General features: G+C 71.2%; 17 protein-coding genes. 16 read left to right on the forward strand and 1 reads right to left on the reverse strand.

Features of this window, described 5'->3' with window-relative positions:
- Positions 1–63 precede the first annotated feature (63 nt).
- The 3 genes from ACFO6V_RS09270 to ACFO6V_RS09280 are packed head-to-tail and all read left to right on the forward strand — an operon-like array spanning position 64 to position 2,122.
- Entirely contained in the window at positions 64–1,206 is a 1,143-nt protein-coding gene (locus ACFO6V_RS09270; RefSeq protein WP_377134485.1) for an epoxide hydrolase family protein, read from the forward strand.
- A gap of 60 nt (positions 1,207–1,266) precedes the next feature.
- Entirely contained in the window at positions 1,267–1,674 is a 408-nt protein-coding gene (locus tag ACFO6V_RS09275; RefSeq protein WP_377134487.1) for a pyrophosphohydrolase domain-containing protein, read from the forward strand.
- A gap of 7 nt (positions 1,675–1,681) precedes the next feature.
- Positions 1,682–2,122 (forward strand): HIT family protein, encoded by a 441-nt coding sequence (locus tag ACFO6V_RS09280; protein ID WP_377134489.1) that lies wholly within the window; start codon positions 1,682–1,684, stop codon positions 2,120–2,122.
- Positions 2,123–2,190: 68 nt separating this feature from the next.
- Here ACFO6V_RS09280 and ACFO6V_RS09285 read toward each other — a convergent pair whose 3' ends face one another.
- Entirely contained in the window at positions 2,191–3,093 is a 903-nt protein-coding gene (locus ACFO6V_RS09285; RefSeq protein WP_377134491.1) for an ATP-grasp domain-containing protein, read from the reverse strand.
- Positions 3,094–3,208: 115 nt separating this feature from the next.
- On the opposite strand from ACFO6V_RS09285, the gene ACFO6V_RS09290 reads away from it, so the two are divergent.
- From ACFO6V_RS09290 to ACFO6V_RS09350, 13 genes are all read left to right on the forward strand, one after another.
- The gene (locus tag ACFO6V_RS09290) at positions 3,209–3,811 is read left to right on the forward strand and encodes a VOC family protein (protein ID WP_377134494.1); all 603 of its coding nucleotides are present in this window, start codon (positions 3,209–3,211) and stop codon (positions 3,809–3,811) included.
- A gap of 248 nt (positions 3,812–4,059) precedes the next feature.
- Positions 4,060–5,544 carry an RICIN domain-containing protein gene (locus ACFO6V_RS09295; protein WP_377134496.1) on the forward strand — a complete coding sequence of 495 codons (1,485 nt, stop codon included), beginning with the start codon at positions 4,060–4,062 and terminating at the stop codon, positions 5,542–5,544.
- Between the two features lie 72 nt (positions 5,545–5,616).
- Positions 5,617–6,861, forward strand: a complete 1,245-nt coding sequence (locus tag ACFO6V_RS09300; RefSeq protein WP_377134498.1) for an RICIN domain-containing protein — start codon at positions 5,617–5,619, stop codon at positions 6,859–6,861.
- A 90-nt stretch (positions 6,862–6,951) separates the two neighbouring features.
- The gene (locus ACFO6V_RS09305) at positions 6,952–7,446 is read left to right on the forward strand and encodes an NUDIX hydrolase (protein ID WP_377134500.1); all 495 of its coding nucleotides are present in this window, start codon (positions 6,952–6,954) and stop codon (positions 7,444–7,446) included.
- Between the two features lie 69 nt (positions 7,447–7,515).
- Positions 7,516–8,406 carry a VOC family protein gene (locus tag ACFO6V_RS09310; protein WP_377134502.1) on the forward strand — a complete coding sequence of 297 codons (891 nt, stop codon included), beginning with the start codon at positions 7,516–7,518 and terminating at the stop codon, positions 8,404–8,406.
- A gap of 70 nt (positions 8,407–8,476) precedes the next feature.
- Positions 8,477–9,040 carry an isopentenyl-diphosphate Delta-isomerase gene (gene idi / locus ACFO6V_RS09315; protein ID WP_377134504.1) on the forward strand — a complete coding sequence of 188 codons (564 nt, stop codon included), beginning with the start codon at positions 8,477–8,479 and terminating at the stop codon, positions 9,038–9,040.
- Entirely contained in the window at positions 9,037–10,080 is a 1,044-nt protein-coding gene (locus ACFO6V_RS09320; RefSeq protein WP_377134506.1) for a polyprenyl synthetase family protein, read from the forward strand. The genes idi and ACFO6V_RS09320 overlap by 4 nt, the downstream gene beginning before the upstream one ends.
- Positions 10,077–10,961, forward strand: a complete 885-nt coding sequence (locus tag ACFO6V_RS09325; protein WP_377134508.1) for a phytoene/squalene synthase family protein — start codon at positions 10,077–10,079, stop codon at positions 10,959–10,961. The genes ACFO6V_RS09320 and ACFO6V_RS09325 overlap by 4 nt, the downstream gene beginning before the upstream one ends.
- Positions 10,958–12,511: a phytoene desaturase family protein gene (gene crtI, locus ACFO6V_RS09330; RefSeq protein ID WP_377134510.1), complete on the forward strand. Its 1,554-nt coding sequence runs from the start codon at positions 10,958–10,960 to the stop codon at positions 12,509–12,511. Before ACFO6V_RS09325 ends, crtI begins: the two co-directional genes overlap by 4 nt.
- Positions 12,511–12,837 (forward strand): lycopene cyclase domain-containing protein, encoded by a 327-nt coding sequence (locus tag ACFO6V_RS09335; RefSeq protein WP_377134512.1) that lies wholly within the window; start codon positions 12,511–12,513, stop codon positions 12,835–12,837. Before crtI ends, ACFO6V_RS09335 begins: the two co-directional genes overlap by 1 nt.
- Positions 12,834–13,175, forward strand: a complete 342-nt coding sequence (locus tag ACFO6V_RS09340) for a lycopene cyclase domain-containing protein (RefSeq protein WP_377134514.1) — start codon at positions 12,834–12,836, stop codon at positions 13,173–13,175. Before ACFO6V_RS09335 ends, ACFO6V_RS09340 begins: the two co-directional genes overlap by 4 nt.
- Positions 13,165–14,034, forward strand: coding sequence for a prenyltransferase (locus ACFO6V_RS09345; protein WP_377134516.1), 870 nt, complete (start codon positions 13,165–13,167; stop codon positions 14,032–14,034). The genes ACFO6V_RS09340 and ACFO6V_RS09345 overlap by 11 nt, the downstream gene beginning before the upstream one ends.
- Positions 14,031–15,368, forward strand: coding sequence for a TIGR01777 family oxidoreductase (locus tag ACFO6V_RS09350; protein ID WP_377134518.1), 1,338 nt, complete (start codon positions 14,031–14,033; stop codon positions 15,366–15,368). Before ACFO6V_RS09345 ends, ACFO6V_RS09350 begins: the two co-directional genes overlap by 4 nt.
- The last annotated feature ends 11 nt before the right edge of the window (positions 15,369–15,379 follow it).

Raw genomic sequence — 15,379 nt, forward strand, 5'->3', positions numbered from 1 at the left:
GTTCCCGATCATTTCAGCAATCGCGGAAGCTAACCTGCCGCATTGCCTTGGATCGTCGGGGGCATGAACGAGAACAACGCACTCACACCGTTCCGCATCGACGTCCCGCAGGCCGACGTCGACGACCTGCGCAACCGGCTGGCACACACTCGCTGGCCGCTCCCCGTGCCGGGTCGAGACGATCGCACCGACTTCAGCCGCGGCATCCCCCAGGCCTACCTGACCGAGCTCGCCGAGTACTGGCGCGACGGGTTCGACTGGCGCGCGCAGGAGGCGAAGCTCAACGAGTACGAGCAATTCACGACGCTCATCGACGGGCAGACGTTCCACGTCGTCCACGTGCGATCGGGGAACCCGGAGGCCACCCCGCTGATCCTGAACCACGGCTGGCCCGGCTCGTTCATCGAGTACCAGCGCCTCATCCCGCTGCTGACGGACGAGTTCCACGTGGTCATCCCGTCGCTGCCGGGCTTCGGCTTCTCGACGCCGCTGTCGGGGACCGGCTGGGAGCTGGCGCGCACCGCCGAGGCGTACGCCGAGATCATGACGCGGCTCGGCTACGAGCGGTTCGCGGCCCACGGCACCGACATCGGCTCAGGCGTCACCGGCCGGCTCGCTGCCGTCTACCCGGAGCGTGTCATCGGCACGCATGTCGGCGCCGACGGCCGGCTGCTCGGGTTCGTCGGCGACAAGTTCCCCTACCCCGAGGGCCTGTCGGACGACGAGATCGCCCAGGTCGAGGTAGCGCGCGCCGAGATTGCGGCCGACCGCGGGTACCTCGAGATGCAGAACCACCGTCCCGACACGATCGGCGCGGCGCTCACCGACTCGCCCGTGGGACAGCTCGCGTGGATCGCCGAGAAGTTCAGGACCAGGACCAGCGGCGGGTATCGGACGCCGGACGATTCGGTCGACCGTGACCAGCTCCTCACGAACGTCAGCCTGTACTGGTTCACGCGTGCCGGGGCGTCGAGCGCGCAGTTCTACTACGAGGGCGAGCACGCGGGACTCACCTGGGCCATGGCCGCCGACGTGCCGTCCGGGTGGGCCGTGTTCGACACCCACCCCCTCGTGCGCCGCGCGATCGACCCGTGGAACGCGATGAGCCACTGGAGCGACTTCACAGAGGGCGGCCACTTCCCGGCGATGGAGGAGCCGAAGCTGCTCGCTGAGGACATCCGCGCGTTCTTCCGCGGCATCTCCTGACCCGCGTCGGGGCAGCGACGACGCGCCCGCGCCTAGGCTCAGGCCATGGACCATGAGCCGATGCGCCGTGTCGCCGAGTTCCTCGAGGCATTCGACGGTGAGGCCAGCACCCAACGCCCCGAGGTAGCGGAACACCGACGGACGTTGCTGGCCGAAGAGGCCGGCGAAGCTGTCGAGGCACTCACCGACCTCGCGAAGGCGCTGCGAGACGGAGATGACCCGGCCACCGCGTACCGGGAAGTGGCCAAGGAACTGGCCGACGTCCTCTACGTCACCTACGGCGCCGCGAACGCACTGGGCATCGACCTCCCGGCCGTCTTCGTCGAGGTCCACCGGTCCAACATGAGCAAGGTCGATGCCGACGGCCAGGTCCTGCGCCGAGCCGACGGCAAGGTGCTCAAGGGCCCCGGCTACCGGCCGCCGGTCCTCGACGGTCTCGTCGAATGGCCGTCGACCATCGAATCGTAGGCGCCTCGTGCACAACCACGAACCTGTCGACTACGACTGCCCGTTCTGCGACTTCCCGACCGAGCGGGAGGCCGAGGTGGTCTACCGAGACGAGCGGGTCTTCGCGATCATCGCTCCTCGCTGGTGGCCGCGGAACGCAGGCCACCTGCTGGTCATCCCCGTCGCCCATCACGAGAACCTGTACGACCTCCCGGCTGCCGACGGTCATGCAATCTTCGACGCCACCCAGATGCTCGCCCGGGTGATGCGCCGCGTCTACGAGTGCGAAGGCGTCTCCACCCGCCAGCACAACGAGCCCGCCGGCAACCAGGATGTCTGGCACTTTCATCAGCACCTCTTTCCTCGCTACCCCGGCGACGATCTCTACGGCACCCTCCCGCAGCCCGACTGGCTGCCCGTCGACCGCCGCCGCGCTTATGCGGAGCGGCTGCGCGCCGCACTCAACTGAACGAGGCATCGCTGGGGGGCGGCCTGGCCCCCGCGTGGTGTCAGATGCAGGAGCACCGTGGCGTGCCGTCAGTAACCCGCGGCGAGCGCTCGCATGAGCCGCCCCGGGTCCTCTGCGGCGGGGAGATCGCTCACCTGTCCGTCACCGACCTCGATCACGCGCCACACCCCGTCGGACCGTAGTGCGAGGTCTGTGGTGACGAACGGGGCGCCCAGCGCACGTACGCTCGCGCCGACGGCATCGCACACCGCCGTCGGAACATCGACAGTGGTGCCGGCGGGCGTGTCAGGGTGCGGAGCGATCAGCACCGCCGATCCCCTGACCCACCAGATCCGCGCTTCCAGGGTGTGCCCGTCGGCGTCTTGCGTGAACTGCTCGAAGGCACGCGCGACGATCCCGCCGGCCAGGTCATCTCCCTGCAGCTCGATCATCCGTCGGATCACGCGGGTGGTGGTCGTGACGTCGGCAAGATCAGGCACGAAGCACGCCTCGTGCCATTCGTGCTTGCGGGACTTCACGTAGTCCTTCACGACGCCCGGACCGCCGCCCAGTGTTCCGGTCAGCGCTCCGACGTCCGCGCTCGTCGGCATCCTGCCCGCCTCCCATGGCGACCAGACGCTCGCGGGAGTCAGGTCCGCGAATGTGCCGTACCAGCCGGGCAGCTCGTGCGCGGACCGGTACGCGGTGGAGTCGGTGACCATCCGGACTCCGCGGGTACCTAGCTCGGCGTCGAGCCGTGCGTACGCGGCGAACGGAATCATCCAACCTCGGTACCAGGCGGCCTGTTCGCCGTCGGACGCCGGAACCCGGCGTACTGCCGCCCGGACGTCTCCGGCGAGGATCGCGTCGTGGTCCACCACCGCGACCTCCATGCCCGCCAGCCGTGCGGCGTCAGCCTCGCGCGCGAAGTGCTCGTCGGGCGCCCGCGGGGCGAGGGGGTCGGACGGGACCAGGAGCAGAGGCGAGGCCATGCGTGGACGGTACCGACCGGCGAGAGCAGGGGACACGACATTCCGCGCCGTACAGGGGATTCGAGCCGGGCTCTTTCATTGAAGCGTGCAGGACCGACCAACTACCGTCGGCACGATGAACCTCCTCGACCATGTCCTTCTAGGAGCACGCGATCTCGAAGCCACGGTAAGCCGGCTCCGTCGCGAGCTAGGTCTGGGAGCAGTGCCCGGCGGATCGCCGGCTCCGGGGGTCATCAATGCCGTTGTGCCTCTCGAGCCTCCGCTCTACCTGGAACTCGTGACCGCGACGGATGCCGGCGCCAGTGACGCCGCGGCGCGCCTGGCGGCTGCGACCGCGGCCGGAGACCGCCTGTTCACCTGGGCGATCGAGCCAGATGACATCGGCGCCCGCGCCGCAAGCCTGGGGATCGAGCCGATGAGCGGCGGCGGCGACACCGGTCGGTGGCGCCTGCTCGGCGAGGTAGAGCAGGATCTGCCGTTCTTCATCGAGTACGACGTCGCTCGCCCGGGTCGCGTCGAGGGATGGCGTCGGACGTACGCCGAGGCAGCCCATGAGTGTGCGCCCGGCCGGGTGACGTACCTGGAGGTCGGTGGCGACGAGTCCGGTGTGCGGCAGTGGGTGGGCGACGTCGATGTGCAGCTGCGCATGGTTGGCGGCGAGCCGCGCCTTGCGGCCATGGGGATCGCCACCGATCAGGGCGAGATCGTGCTGCGCTGAGGGTCGGCGACCAGTAGTACACCGCGCCCGCCGCTGCACCAATATCCGCATGCAAATCGATTAGTTTCACCCGGGGTCTTGACCTGGGTCCTGCGCGCGCTATCTTAAACCGGACATTGTATCGATTCAGGTTGAGCCGATCTCCACTGGTCAGCAACGAGGCGACCAACTTTTCTGCAGGGCTCAAGGCCGGGGGGCGACGCCGCTCCGATCCGGCGAGCGAGCCATCCCAACCGAAGGAGCATGCCTTGCCCTCTTCTTCCTACCGGCGCAGGAACCCTCTGCGATGGATCGCCGCCGCCCTCGGCGCGGTCCTCGTCGTGACGGTCCTGCCCGGACTTGCACCCACGGCCACTGCGGCCGTCATCCCAGGCAACTGGTACGCCATCTCCAACCAGTTTTCCGGGCTCGCGGTCGGCATCACGGGCAGCTCGACGACGAACGGGGCCGTGGCACAGCTGCAGACCCGCAACGACGCGACCAACCAGCAGTTCCGCTTCATCGACGCGGGAGGCGGGTACTACCGCATCGAGGCCCGGCACAGCGGCCAGGTGCTCGACGTCAACGCGAAGAGCACCGCGAACGGCGCCGACATCATCCAGTACCCGAGCAACGGCGGCACCAACCAGCAGTGGCAGGTCCTCGAGCAGTCCGACGGCTCCTACGAGATCGTCAACCGCAACTCCGGCAAGGCCCTCGACAACTGGGAGGGGGCTACCACCTCCGGCAGCCGCGTCTCCCAGTACACCCGTAGCGGCAGCGCCGTGCAGCGCTGGCGGCTGAACCCGATCGGCGCCGCTCAGGCCGGCAACGGCTCCGTCACCGACTCGAACCTCCAGTACTACGGCCGCTGGAGGACCGACGGCTCCTGGCGCACCATGGGCTGGGCCGGCGGCTACGTCGAGGCGGCGTTCACCGGCTCCTCGATCGGCGTCCGGCTGCGCAACACGATCGACGTGTACTACTCGGTCGACGGCGCACCCGAGCAGTGGCACCGCAACGTGACGGGCAACCTGACCATCGCGTCCGGCCTCAGCGGTGGCACGCACACCGTCCGCATCGGATTCCGCGAGCGCGCCGGGTCGTACACCGGCGACCCGACGTTCGGCGGCTTCATCCTCGCCTCGGGCGGCGCGACGACGTCGATCGCACGCCCGGCGAACTTCATCGAGTTCGTCGGCGACTCGATCACCGTCGGCCAGCCCAACGGCAACCGGCCCTTCACCGCCTATCCCTATCTGGTCGGCGAGGACCTCAACGCCGGGCACAGCCAGGTCGCCAACGGCGGCGTCTGCCTGGTCGCCGCAGCGGACGGCTGCTACGGGATGGTGAACGGGTTCCGCCGCTCACACATCGGGGCGACCAGCGACGACTGGAACTTCTCGACGTACCAGGCCACCGCCGTCGTGATCAACCTGGGCACCAACGACGGCGGGCACAGCGTCTCCACCGTCGAGTTCAACCAGAACTACGTGGTGCTGCTGCAGCGCGTCCGGCAGGCCTATCCGAACGCCCACATCTTCGCGATGGGCGTCTTCAGGGGCCGGTACGTGACCGAGACGCGCAATGCGGTCCAGACCCGCGTCGATGCCGGGGACACCCGGGTCCACTTCGTCGACACGACCGGTTGGGTCGACCCGGCGACCGACACCAGCGACAACGTCCACCCGACCGATGCCGGGCACCGGAAGATCGCCAACCGGCTGATCCCGATCATCGACCAGTACATCTAGCCCGAGCGCAATTCCTCCTGGTGGGCCTCCGCGACGACGCCGAGGCCCACCACCCATCCACCTGGAGCACAGATGCGCAATCCCGAAACCCCCGGCCCGCTCGGGGCCGGACTCACCCGCCGGTCGCTGTTCGGTCTCGCGGCCGGAGCCGCCGCGGCCGCCGGCGGCCTCCTCACCGCCACCCCGGCGTATGCCGCGTTCACGCCCGGCGCCTGGTACGTCCTGCAGTCCCGCCTCTCCGGCCTGGTCTTCCAGATCGAAGGCGCGTCGACGGCGAACGGCGCGAAGCTCGTGCAGGGCACCCGCACCAACGCGACCAACCAGCAGTTCCGGTTCGTCGACGCCGGTGGCGGCTACTACAAGATCCAGGCCCGCCACTCGAACCTGCTGATCGACGTCTACGCCAAGAGCACCGCGAACGGCGCCGACATCGTCCAGTGGAGCGACAGCGGCACCACGAACCAGCACTGGCAGATCATCGACGACGGCACCTACCTGCGCTTCGTCAACCGCAACTCCGGCAAGGCCCTCGATCTGTGGGAACGGTCCACCACCCCGGGGACCCGCATCTCGCAGTACGACAACAACGGCGGCACCAACCAGCAGTGGCGCCCCCTCCCGGTGGCCGCGACGGGCGACGGGACGCCGACGATCTACATCGCCTCGGACTCGACCGCCCAGACCTACAGCACCTCGCTCCGGCCGCAGATGGGCTGGGGCCAGAAGCTCGCGAACTACTTCGACACGAACACGACGGTGGCCAACCACGCCATCGGCGGGCGCTCGTCGCGCTCGTTCATCGAGCAGGGGCGCCTGGACACGATCCTGGCCGCCATCCAGCCGGGCGACTACCTGTTCGTCCAGTTCGGGCACAACGACGCCAGCTCCGGCAACCCCGAGCGGTACACGTCGCCCACCGACTACAAGCGGTACCTGCGCGACAACTACATGGCCGGTGCTACCGCACGCGGTGCCACACCCGTCCTGCTCACCCCGGTCTCGCGGCGCGACTACGACGCGAACGGCCAGTTCCGGGTCTCGTTCCCCGACTACGTCAACAAGGTGCACGAGCTGGTCAGCGAGACCGGCGTCGCGATGATCGACCTGTCGGCGCGCTCGCGGGCGTACCTCAACTCGATCGGTCCGGAGGCCGCCAAGGGCGTGTTCCTCCACACGAGCCCGGGCCAGTACCCGGCCTTCCCTGACGGGGTCGCCGACAACACGCACTTCCAGGAGAACGGTGCCAACCAGATGGCGCGCATCGTCTCCGAGGGTGCTGCGGCGCTCTCCCTGCCGATCGCGGGCCACGTGCGATAAGAGGGTTCGGCAGAGCCCGGACGAGGCCTTGGATCCCCTTCTCCCCGGGGATCCAGGGCCTCGTCGTCTCCCGTCGGCAAGACTGGACCCATGCCGACGACGAGTGCGGGCCTCCTGCCCTACCGACGACTGCCCGGCGGCGGGCTCGAGGTCCTGCTCGGCCACATGGGCGGACCGTTCTGGGCACGCAAGGACGCGGGCGCCTGGACCCTGCTCAAGGGCGAGCTCGACCCCGACGAGGAACCCCACGCCGCAGCGCTGCGCGAGGCGAGCGAGGAGCTGGGAATAGCCCTACCGCCGCCGTCGGCCCCCGATATCGAGCTCGGGGAGGTCCGGCAGCGCTCGGGCAAGAAGGTCCTCGCCTGGGCGCGCGAGTGGCCGACGGACGGACCCGACCTCGCGCAGATCGCCAGCAACACCGTGGAGATCGAGTGGCCTCCGCGGTCGGGGCGGCGTATCGAGGTCCCCGAGATCGACCGCGTCGCCTGGCTCTCGCCCGACGACGCACGACGCCTTGCGGTCAGCGCGCAGGCCACGTTCGTCGACCGGCTGGAGGAGGCAATCGCGTCCCCTGGGGATAACTGACGGTTTCCCTGGGGCGAGTGTCAGTGGTCCGGGGCAGCATCGGTACAAGCAACCGATCTGGAGGACGTCATGGACGACGCGCACACCGCTCACACCTATCCGCACGGGGTGCCCTGCTGGATCGACCTGGAGGTGCCGGACGTCGACGCGGCGCTCGCCTTCTACGGCCACCTGTTCGGCTGGCGCTTCGAGGAGAAGCTGCCACCTGGTGCACCGGGGCGCTATGTCGTCGCGTCCCGGGACGGCACCGACGCGACGGCGATCGCCGCGATCGCCACACCGGACAAGGGCTTCGTCGGCGAGGCCGCCTGGAACACCTACCTCGCCGTCGACGACGTCGCTGTCGCCGCGGCCTCGGTCGCCGGGCTGGGCGGCGGCGTGAGCTCGGCGCCGGAGGCCGTGGGGCCGCCCGACCAGCCGGCGGGATGGATGGCCCGGATCATCGACGCGCAGGGTGCGCCCAGCCGCCTGTGGCAGGCGGGTACCCGGCTCGGCGCACAGGTGGTCAACGCGCCGGGCACCTGGAACTTCAGCAACCTGCTCACCCCTGACGTCGACCGAGCGCTCCAGTTCTACGGTCCGCTGCTCGGGTGGGTACGGAGCGACGACCTCGCCGTCGGCATGGCGCGCGTCCCCGGGTACGGCGACCACCTGGCCCGCACCGTCGACCCCGGCATCCATGAGCGTCAGGAGCACTTGCCACCCGGCTTCGCCGACGCCGTCGCCGGAGTTGTGCCGGCCGACGGGCCCGCACGGTGGTCCGTCGTGTTCGCCGTCGCTGACCGGGACGGGTCCACGGCAGAGGCGGAGCGCGCGGGCGCGAGGGTGCTGGAGACGGAGGACAGCGAATGGTCGAAAGGGGCGACCATCCAAGACCCGTTCGGCGCCGAACTCATCCTGGCTCAGTTCGACCCTCCGGAGGAGTTCCTCGAGGCGGAGGCGCAGGCCGGGAAGAGCTGACAGGACTTCTTGGCTTATTACTTCCTGTGCTTGAATGTAGCCTGGCTAGTTAAATCACCGAGGAGGGCACGTGCCGCCAGAGAGAGTCGTCCTGCTGGACGAGGACCGCGTGCCGGTCGGGACCCAGCTCAAGCACCTCGTGCACACCGCGGACACCCCGCTGCACCTGGCGTTCTCGTGCCACGTGCTGAACGTCGAGGGCCAGGTACTGGTCACCCGGCGGTCCCTCGGCAAGCGCGCCTGGCCAGGGGTGTGGACCAACTCCGTCTGCGGTCATCCGCAGCCGGACGAGCCGATGGAGGACGCCGTCGTCCGCCGCGCCCGGGACGAGCTCGGGCTGGCATTGCGCGAGCTCCGGCCCGTGCTGCCCGACTTCCGCTACCGGGCGACCGACGCCTCGGGAGTCGTGGAGAACGAGGTGTGCCCCGTCTACGTCGCGTTCGCCGACGAGGAGCCGGAGCCGAACCCGGACGAGGTGATGGACCTGCGCTGGGTGGACCCCGGCCTGCTGGGCAGCGCCCTGCGGGCGACGCCCTGGGCGTTCTCCCCGTGGTTCGTGGGCCAGGCACGGGACATGGAGCTCTACGCGCCGTCGGGTACCGAGACGGCCCGCACCGAAGGAGCGCCGCGATGACCGAGACCCTCCCCCGCGAGGCGGTCGACACCGTCCTGGCCGAGTTCTTCGAGGACCGGATCAGGCGCGCCACCCCGCTCGCGGAGCACTACGCGCTCCTGTGGCGGCGGCTGGCGCGCTCCAGCGAGGGCGGCAAGCGTCTGCGTCCCCGGCTGCTGCTCGACACCCACCGGGCCCTCGGCGGCACCCACCCAGAGGACGCGACGGTCGCCGCCGCCGCGTTCGAGCTGCTCCACACCGCCCTGCTGCTGCACGACGACGTCATCGACGGCGACCTCAGGCGGCGCGGCCGCCCCACCGTCACCGCCGAGTTCGCCGACGACGCGCTGACCAGCGGACTGCCGAGGCGATCCGCGGCGGCCTGGGGGCAGGCGTCGGGAATCCTCGGCGGCGACCTGCTGCTCAGCGCCACGTACGCCCTCGTCGCACGGGTCCGCGGGCCCGCACGCGAGGAGCTGACCGACATCGTCGAGGACTGCCTGTTCCGCGCGGCCGCGGGGGAGCACGACGACGTCGCGTTCGGCCTGGGCACCGCCTCCGGCACCCCCGAGCAGCTGCTGCGGATGATGGAGAACAAGACCGGCGGCTACTCGTTCGCCGCACCGCTGCGCGCGGGTGCCGCGCTGGCCGGGGCGGACGAAGGCACCAAGGCCGAGCTCGAACGGGTCGGGACGGCGCTCGGCGTGCTCTACCAGCTCCGGGACGACATGCTCGGCGTCTTCGGTGACGCCCGCCGCACGGGCAAGAGCACCACCGGCGACCTGCGTGAACGCAAGCAGACCCTGCTCGTCGCGTTCGCCGAGGAGCACCCCGCCTGGAACGCGGTGCGGTACCTGTGGGGCGACCCGAACCTGGACGAGCCCGGCGCGGACCTGCTCCGGGACGCCCTGATCGCCAGTGGCGCCCGCACGGGGATGTCGGACCTCATCGAGGCCAGGCGTCAAGAGGTCGTCGCCACCATCGGCCGGACGACGCTGCCCCCCGGCCTCCAGCAGGACCTCACCGGCCTCGCCGACCAGCTCGCGGGGCGTGCGGCATGAACCCGTCGTCGTCCCTCGCGCTCTACTCCGACACCGCCCACACCGCCGCGGCCCGCGTGCTCGGCGCCTACTCGACGTCGTTCAGCCTGGCCACCCGGCTGCTGCCGCCCGCCACCCGCGCGATGATCGAGGACATCTACGCGCTGGTGCGGGTGGCCGACGAGATAGTGGACGGCCCGGCGCACGAGGCAGGCCTCGCGCCCGCCGAGTGCCGCAGCACTCTCGACGGACTCGAGAACGAGACGTACGCGGCCCTGCGGAGCGGGTTCAGCGCGAACATAGTGGTCCACGCCTTCGCCAGCACCGCACGGACCGTCGGCATCGACGAATCGCTCGTGCGTCCCTTCTTCGCCTCCATGCGCCGCGACCTGGACCCGATGGCCACGCTCAGCGTCGGCGAGTTCCGCACCTACGTGCACGGCTCCGCCGAGGTCGTCGGACTCATGTGCCTGTGCGCCTTCCTGCACGGCTACCCCGTCCTGCCCGCGACACGCGGCAAGCTCGAGGAGGGCGCCCGCCGGCTCGGCGCGGCGTTCCAGAAGATCAACTTCCTGCGCGACCTCGGCGACGACGAGGACCGCCTGGGCCGCTCCTACTTCCCGGGCACCGGCCCGGACCACCTGGACGACGAGCACAAGGCAGTGATCGTCAAGGACATCGACGCCGACCTGGCCGCCGCACGCGCCGTCATCCCGCTGCTGCCCGCCGGGCCGCGCCGGGCCACGGCGCTCGCCGCAGGCCTCTTCGCCGAGCTCAACGACCGGCTGCGGCACATCCCCGCCGCCAGGCTGCGCGGGCACCGGGTGTCCGTGCCGACGGCCGTCAGGCTGCGCATCGTCGCCACCGTCCTCGCCACCACGCATGCGGGAGGGCGGGCATGACCGGCGACCTCCGGGACCGGCGGGCCGTCGTCGTGGGCGGCGGCATCTCGGGGCTGGCGACCGCTGCCCTGCTCGCACGGGACGGCGCGGAGGTCACGCTGTTGGAGGCCAGGCCGGAGCTCGGCGGCCGGGCCGGACGGTGGCAGCGCGACGGCTTCCGGTTCGACACCGGACCCTCCTGGTACCTGATGCCGGAGGTGTTCGACCACTTCTTCCGGCTGCTCGGCACGAGCGCCCGCGAGGAGCTGGACCTGGTGCGGCTCGACCCGTCCTACCGCGTCTTCTTCGAGGGCGACCCCGAGCCGTTCGACCTGCCCGCCGACGGCGCCCGCGAGGCGCTGCTCGCGCTCGACCCGCCGTCCGCCCCGAAGCTGGACGCCTACCTGGACTCGGCGGCCGAGACCTACCGGATCGCCACCGAACGGTTCCTGTACGCGACGTTCGCCTCGCTCGGGCCGCTGGTCGACCCCGACCTCGTGCGCCAGGCACCACGCCTGGCGCGCCTGCTCGGCGAACCGCTGGACCACTTCATCGCGCGCCACACCACTGACGACCGGGTACGCCGCATCCTCGGCTATCCAGCCGTGTTCCTCGGCACGTCGCCCAGCGCAGCGCCCAGCATGTACCACCTCATGAGCCACCTCGACGTGACCCAGGGCGTGCTCTACCCGCGCGGCGGGTTCGGCGCGGTGATCGACGCCGTCGCCCGCGTGGCCCAGCGCGCGGGCGCCAAGCTGCTCACCGGGCAGCGCGTGCAACGGATCACGGTGGCCGACGGCGCCGTCAGCGGCGTCGAGGTGGACGACGGCACCGGCCGCACCCACCACCTGGAGGCCGACGTCGTGGTGTCGACCGCCGACCTGCGCGTGACGGAGCACGAGCTGCTCGGCCCCGCGCACCGCAGCCACAGCGACCGCTGGTGGCGACGGCGGGACCCCGGTCCGGGCGCCGTGCTGGCGCTCCTCGGGGTACGCGGCGAGCTCCCGGCGCTCGCCCACCACTCGCTGCTGTTCGCCCAGGACTGGCAGCAGGGGTTCGACGCGATCTTCGGTGATCACCGGTCCGTCCCGTCGCCGACGTCGCTCTACGTCTGCCGCCCGAGCGCCACCGACGACGTCGCCCCGCCCGGGCACGAGAACCTGTTCGTCCTGGTCCCCGTGCCCGCCGACACCACGATGGGTGCCGGCGGTATCGACGGCGCCGGGGACCCGGAGGTGGAGCGCGTGGCCGACCAGGCGATCGCCCAGATCGCGCGGTGGACCGGCACACCCGACCTCGCCGAGCGCGTGGTGGTACGGCGCACCATCGGACCCGCCGACTTCGAACGCGACTTCGGCGCCTGGCGCGGCGGCGCCCTCGGCCCCGGCCACACGCTGCGGCAGAGCGCCATGCTCCGCGGCAAGAACGTGTCCTCCCGCGTCGACGGCCTTCTGTACGCCGGTGCGACGACCATCCCCGGTATCGGCCTGCCCATGTGCCTCATCAGCGCGGAGCTGGTGCTCAAACGGCTCCGCGGCGACACCAGCGCCGGCCCCCTGCGGGAGGACTGATGAGCCTCGCCTACCTCGCCGTGCTGCTGTTCTCGGCGGCCGGGGTGCTGATCCTGGACGCCCGCTACCGGCTCTTCTGCTGGCGGTCCCCGGGGCGGGCCGCCGCCGTCCTCGTGGTCGGCACCGCGTTCTTCCTCGCGTGGGACCTCGCGGGCATCGGGCTCGGCGTGTTCTTCCACGGCACCGGCCAGTACATGACGGGGCTCATGCTCGCCCCCGAGCTGCCGCTGGAGGAGCTGGTGTTCCTGCTCTTCCTGTGCGAGCTCACGATGGTGCTCGTCCTGGGTGCGCAGCGCGTCCTGGACCGCGCGGAGGCCCGGCGATGACCTACCTCCTGCTCGCGCTCGCCTTCCTCGCGTTCGCCACGGCCGTCGCCCTCGTCGCCCGGCGCGTGGCCCGGCGGACCGGCAGGCCCGTCGCCGGATGGCGGGCCCTCGCGCTCGCCGCCGGCGCCCTCCTGCTCCTGACCGCCGTGTTCGACAACGTCATGATCGCGAGCGGGCTGTTCACCTACGCCGACGCGCAGATCTCCGGGGCCCGGATCGGCCTGGCACCCGTCGAGGACTTCTCCTACCCCCTGGCCGCCGTCATCCTGCTGCCGGCGCTGTGGTCCCTGTTCGGGGACAGGTTCGGACACAAGTTCGGAGGCCGCGATGATCGCTGACCTCGCCCGCGCCTCACGGCCGCTGAGCTGGATCAACACCGCCTACCCGTTCGCGGCGGCCTACCTGCTGACCACGGGAGAGATCGACGCCTCGCTCGTCATCGGGACGCTGTTCTTCCTCGTGCCGTACAACCTCGCGCTCTACGGCGTCAACGACGTCTTCGACTACGCGTCCGACCTGACCAACCCCCGCAAGGGCGGCGTAGAAGGTGCCCTGCTCCCGCCCGCACGCCACCGCACGATCCTCGTCGCTTCCGTGATCGCCTGCGTCCCGTTCGTCGTGGCGCTCGTCGTGCTCGGCCCACCGCTGTCGTGGGTGGCGCTCGCGGTCAGCCTGTTCGCGCTCGTCGCCTACTCCGCGCCGCCCTTCCGCTTCAAGGAGGTGCCGGTGCTCGACTCGCTGACCTCCAGCGTCCACTTCGTCAGCCCGGCGGTCTACGGGCTCACGCTGGCCCAGGCCTCCCCCACGGCCGGGACGTACGCAGTGCTCGGCGCCTTCCTCCTGTGGGGCATGGCGAGCCACGCCTTCGGTGCGGTGCAGGACATCGTGCCCGACCGCGAGGGGCGCATCTCCTCGGTCGCCACCGCCCTCGGCGCCGCCCGCACGGTGCGCCTCGCCCTGGGGGCCTGGACCGCCGCCGGCCTCCTGGTCGCCACGACGGGCTGGCCCGGCGCGCTCGCCGGCCTCCTCGCGCTCCCCTACCTCACCCTGGCTCTGCCCTACGCGCGGCTGCGCGACGAGGACTCCGCCCGGGCGAACGGCGGATGGCGGCACTTCCTCTGGGTCAACTATGCGGTGGGCGCCGCCGTGACCATGATCCTCATCGTGCACGTCCTACGGAACGGAGGGCTGCCATGACACCGGTCAAGCCGCTGACCTGGTCGAGCGTGGTCGCCTACCCGCGCGCCGAGGTCTTCGCCTGGCACGAACGACCCGGCGCGGTCCGGCGGCTCACGCCGCCGTGGGTACCCCTGCGGGTGGTCCGGGAGGCGACGTCCCTGGCCGACGGCGAGGCGGTGCTGGGCCTCCCCCTCGGGCTGCGCTGGGTGGCCAGGCACTCGGGCTACGAGCCACCGGAACGGTTCGTCGACGAGCTGGTCTCCGCGCCGCTGCGCTGGGGCGTGCGGTGGCGGCACGTGCACGAGCTCCGCGACGAGGGCCTGCGCACCCGCATCACCGACACCGTGCACACCAACGTGCCGCCCGCGCTGCTGCGCGCCATGTTCGCGTACCGGCACCGCCAGCTCCGCATGGACCTGGCGGCCCAGGCCACCGCGCGGAACAGCGGCGACCGGCCGATGGTCGTCGCGATGACCGGCAGCAGCGGGTTCGTCGGCAGCGCCCTGGTGCCGTTCCTGACCACCGCCGGCCACCGCGTGATCCGGCTGGTCCGCGGCCGGCCGCACGGCCCCGACGAACGTCACTGGAACCCCGCTTCCCCCGCGGACGACCTGCTCGACGGCGTGGACGCGGTGATCCACCTCGCGGGTGCCTCGATCGCCGGCCGGTTCACGCCGGCACACCGCGCCGCCGTCCGCGACTCCCGGATCGGGCCGACCAGGGCGCTCGCCGAGCTGGCCGGACGTACCCCGGACGGACCGAAGGTCTTCGTCTCGGCCTCGGCGATCGGGTACTACGGCCCGGACCGCGGGGACGAGATGCTCGACGAGTCCGCCGCGCGAGGCGACGGCTTCCTCGCCGGCCTCGTCGCCGACTGGGAGCAGGCGACCGCCGGCGCCGCCGCGGCCGGGCTGCGGGTGGTGAACGTCCGGACCGGCCTGGTGCAGTCACCGCGCGGCGGGACGCTGCGCCTGTTCCACCCGCTGTTCGCGGCGGGGCTGGGCGGCAGGCTCGGCGACGGCCGGATGTGGCAGTCCTGGATCGGCATCGACGACCTGGTGGACGTCTACCACCGCGCGCTCTACGACGCCGGGCTGTCCGGCCCGGTCAACGCCGTCGCACCCGAGCCGGTACGCAACGCCGAGTACGCGAAGACCCTGGCCAGGGTGCTGCACCGGCCCGTGCTCCTGCCCGTACCCGGCTTCGGTCCGCGCCTGCTGCTGGGCGAGGACGGCGCGACCGAGCTCGCCGAGGCCAGCCAGCGGCTGTACCCGGCGGCCCTGCTCGGGCGGGGCCACCGGTTCCGGCATCCGACCCTCGAACCGGCGCTGCGCCATCTGCTCGGTACGTGACAGTGGCCGGG

The organism is Promicromonospora alba (assembly GCF_042654905.1).
GTDB classification, from domain to species: domain Bacteria; phylum Actinomycetota; class Actinomycetes; order Actinomycetales; family Cellulomonadaceae; genus Promicromonospora; species Promicromonospora alba.

Excerpts from the sequence above, each read along its gene's own strand:
- ACFO6V_RS09325 (WP_377134508.1), top strand. The coding sequence starts at position 10,077 with ATGAACCCGTCGTCGTCCCTCGCGCTCTACTCCGACACCGCCCACACC.
- ACFO6V_RS09340 (WP_377134514.1), top strand. The coding sequence starts at position 12,834 with ATGACCTACCTCCTGCTCGCGCTCGCCTTCCTCGCGTTCGCCACGGCC.
- ACFO6V_RS09305 (WP_377134500.1), top strand. The coding sequence starts at position 6,952 with ATGCCGACGACGAGTGCGGGCCTCCTGCCCTACCGACGACTGCCCGGC.
- crtI (WP_377134510.1), top strand. The coding sequence starts at position 10,958 with ATGACCGGCGACCTCCGGGACCGGCGGGCCGTCGTCGTGGGCGGCGGC.
- ACFO6V_RS09285 (WP_377134491.1), bottom strand. The coding sequence starts at position 3,093 with ATGGCCTCGCCTCTGCTCCTGGTCCCGTCCGACCCCCTCGCCCCGCGG.
- ACFO6V_RS09300 (WP_377134498.1), top strand. The coding sequence starts at position 5,617 with ATGCGCAATCCCGAAACCCCCGGCCCGCTCGGGGCCGGACTCACCCGC.
- ACFO6V_RS09335 (WP_377134512.1), top strand. The coding sequence starts at position 12,511 with ATGAGCCTCGCCTACCTCGCCGTGCTGCTGTTCTCGGCGGCCGGGGTG.
- ACFO6V_RS09310 (WP_377134502.1), top strand. The coding sequence starts at position 7,516 with ATGGACGACGCGCACACCGCTCACACCTATCCGCACGGGGTGCCCTGC.
- ACFO6V_RS09345 (WP_377134516.1), top strand. The coding sequence starts at position 13,165 with ATGATCGCTGACCTCGCCCGCGCCTCACGGCCGCTGAGCTGGATCAAC.
- ACFO6V_RS09275 (WP_377134487.1), top strand. The coding sequence starts at position 1,267 with ATGCGCCGTGTCGCCGAGTTCCTCGAGGCATTCGACGGTGAGGCCAGC.
- ACFO6V_RS09320 (WP_377134506.1), top strand. The coding sequence starts at position 9,037 with ATGACCGAGACCCTCCCCCGCGAGGCGGTCGACACCGTCCTGGCCGAG.
- ACFO6V_RS09270 (WP_377134485.1), top strand. The coding sequence starts at position 64 with ATGAACGAGAACAACGCACTCACACCGTTCCGCATCGACGTCCCGCAG.
- ACFO6V_RS09350 (WP_377134518.1), top strand. The coding sequence starts at position 14,031 with ATGACACCGGTCAAGCCGCTGACCTGGTCGAGCGTGGTCGCCTACCCG.
- ACFO6V_RS09290 (WP_377134494.1), top strand. The coding sequence starts at position 3,209 with ATGAACCTCCTCGACCATGTCCTTCTAGGAGCACGCGATCTCGAAGCC.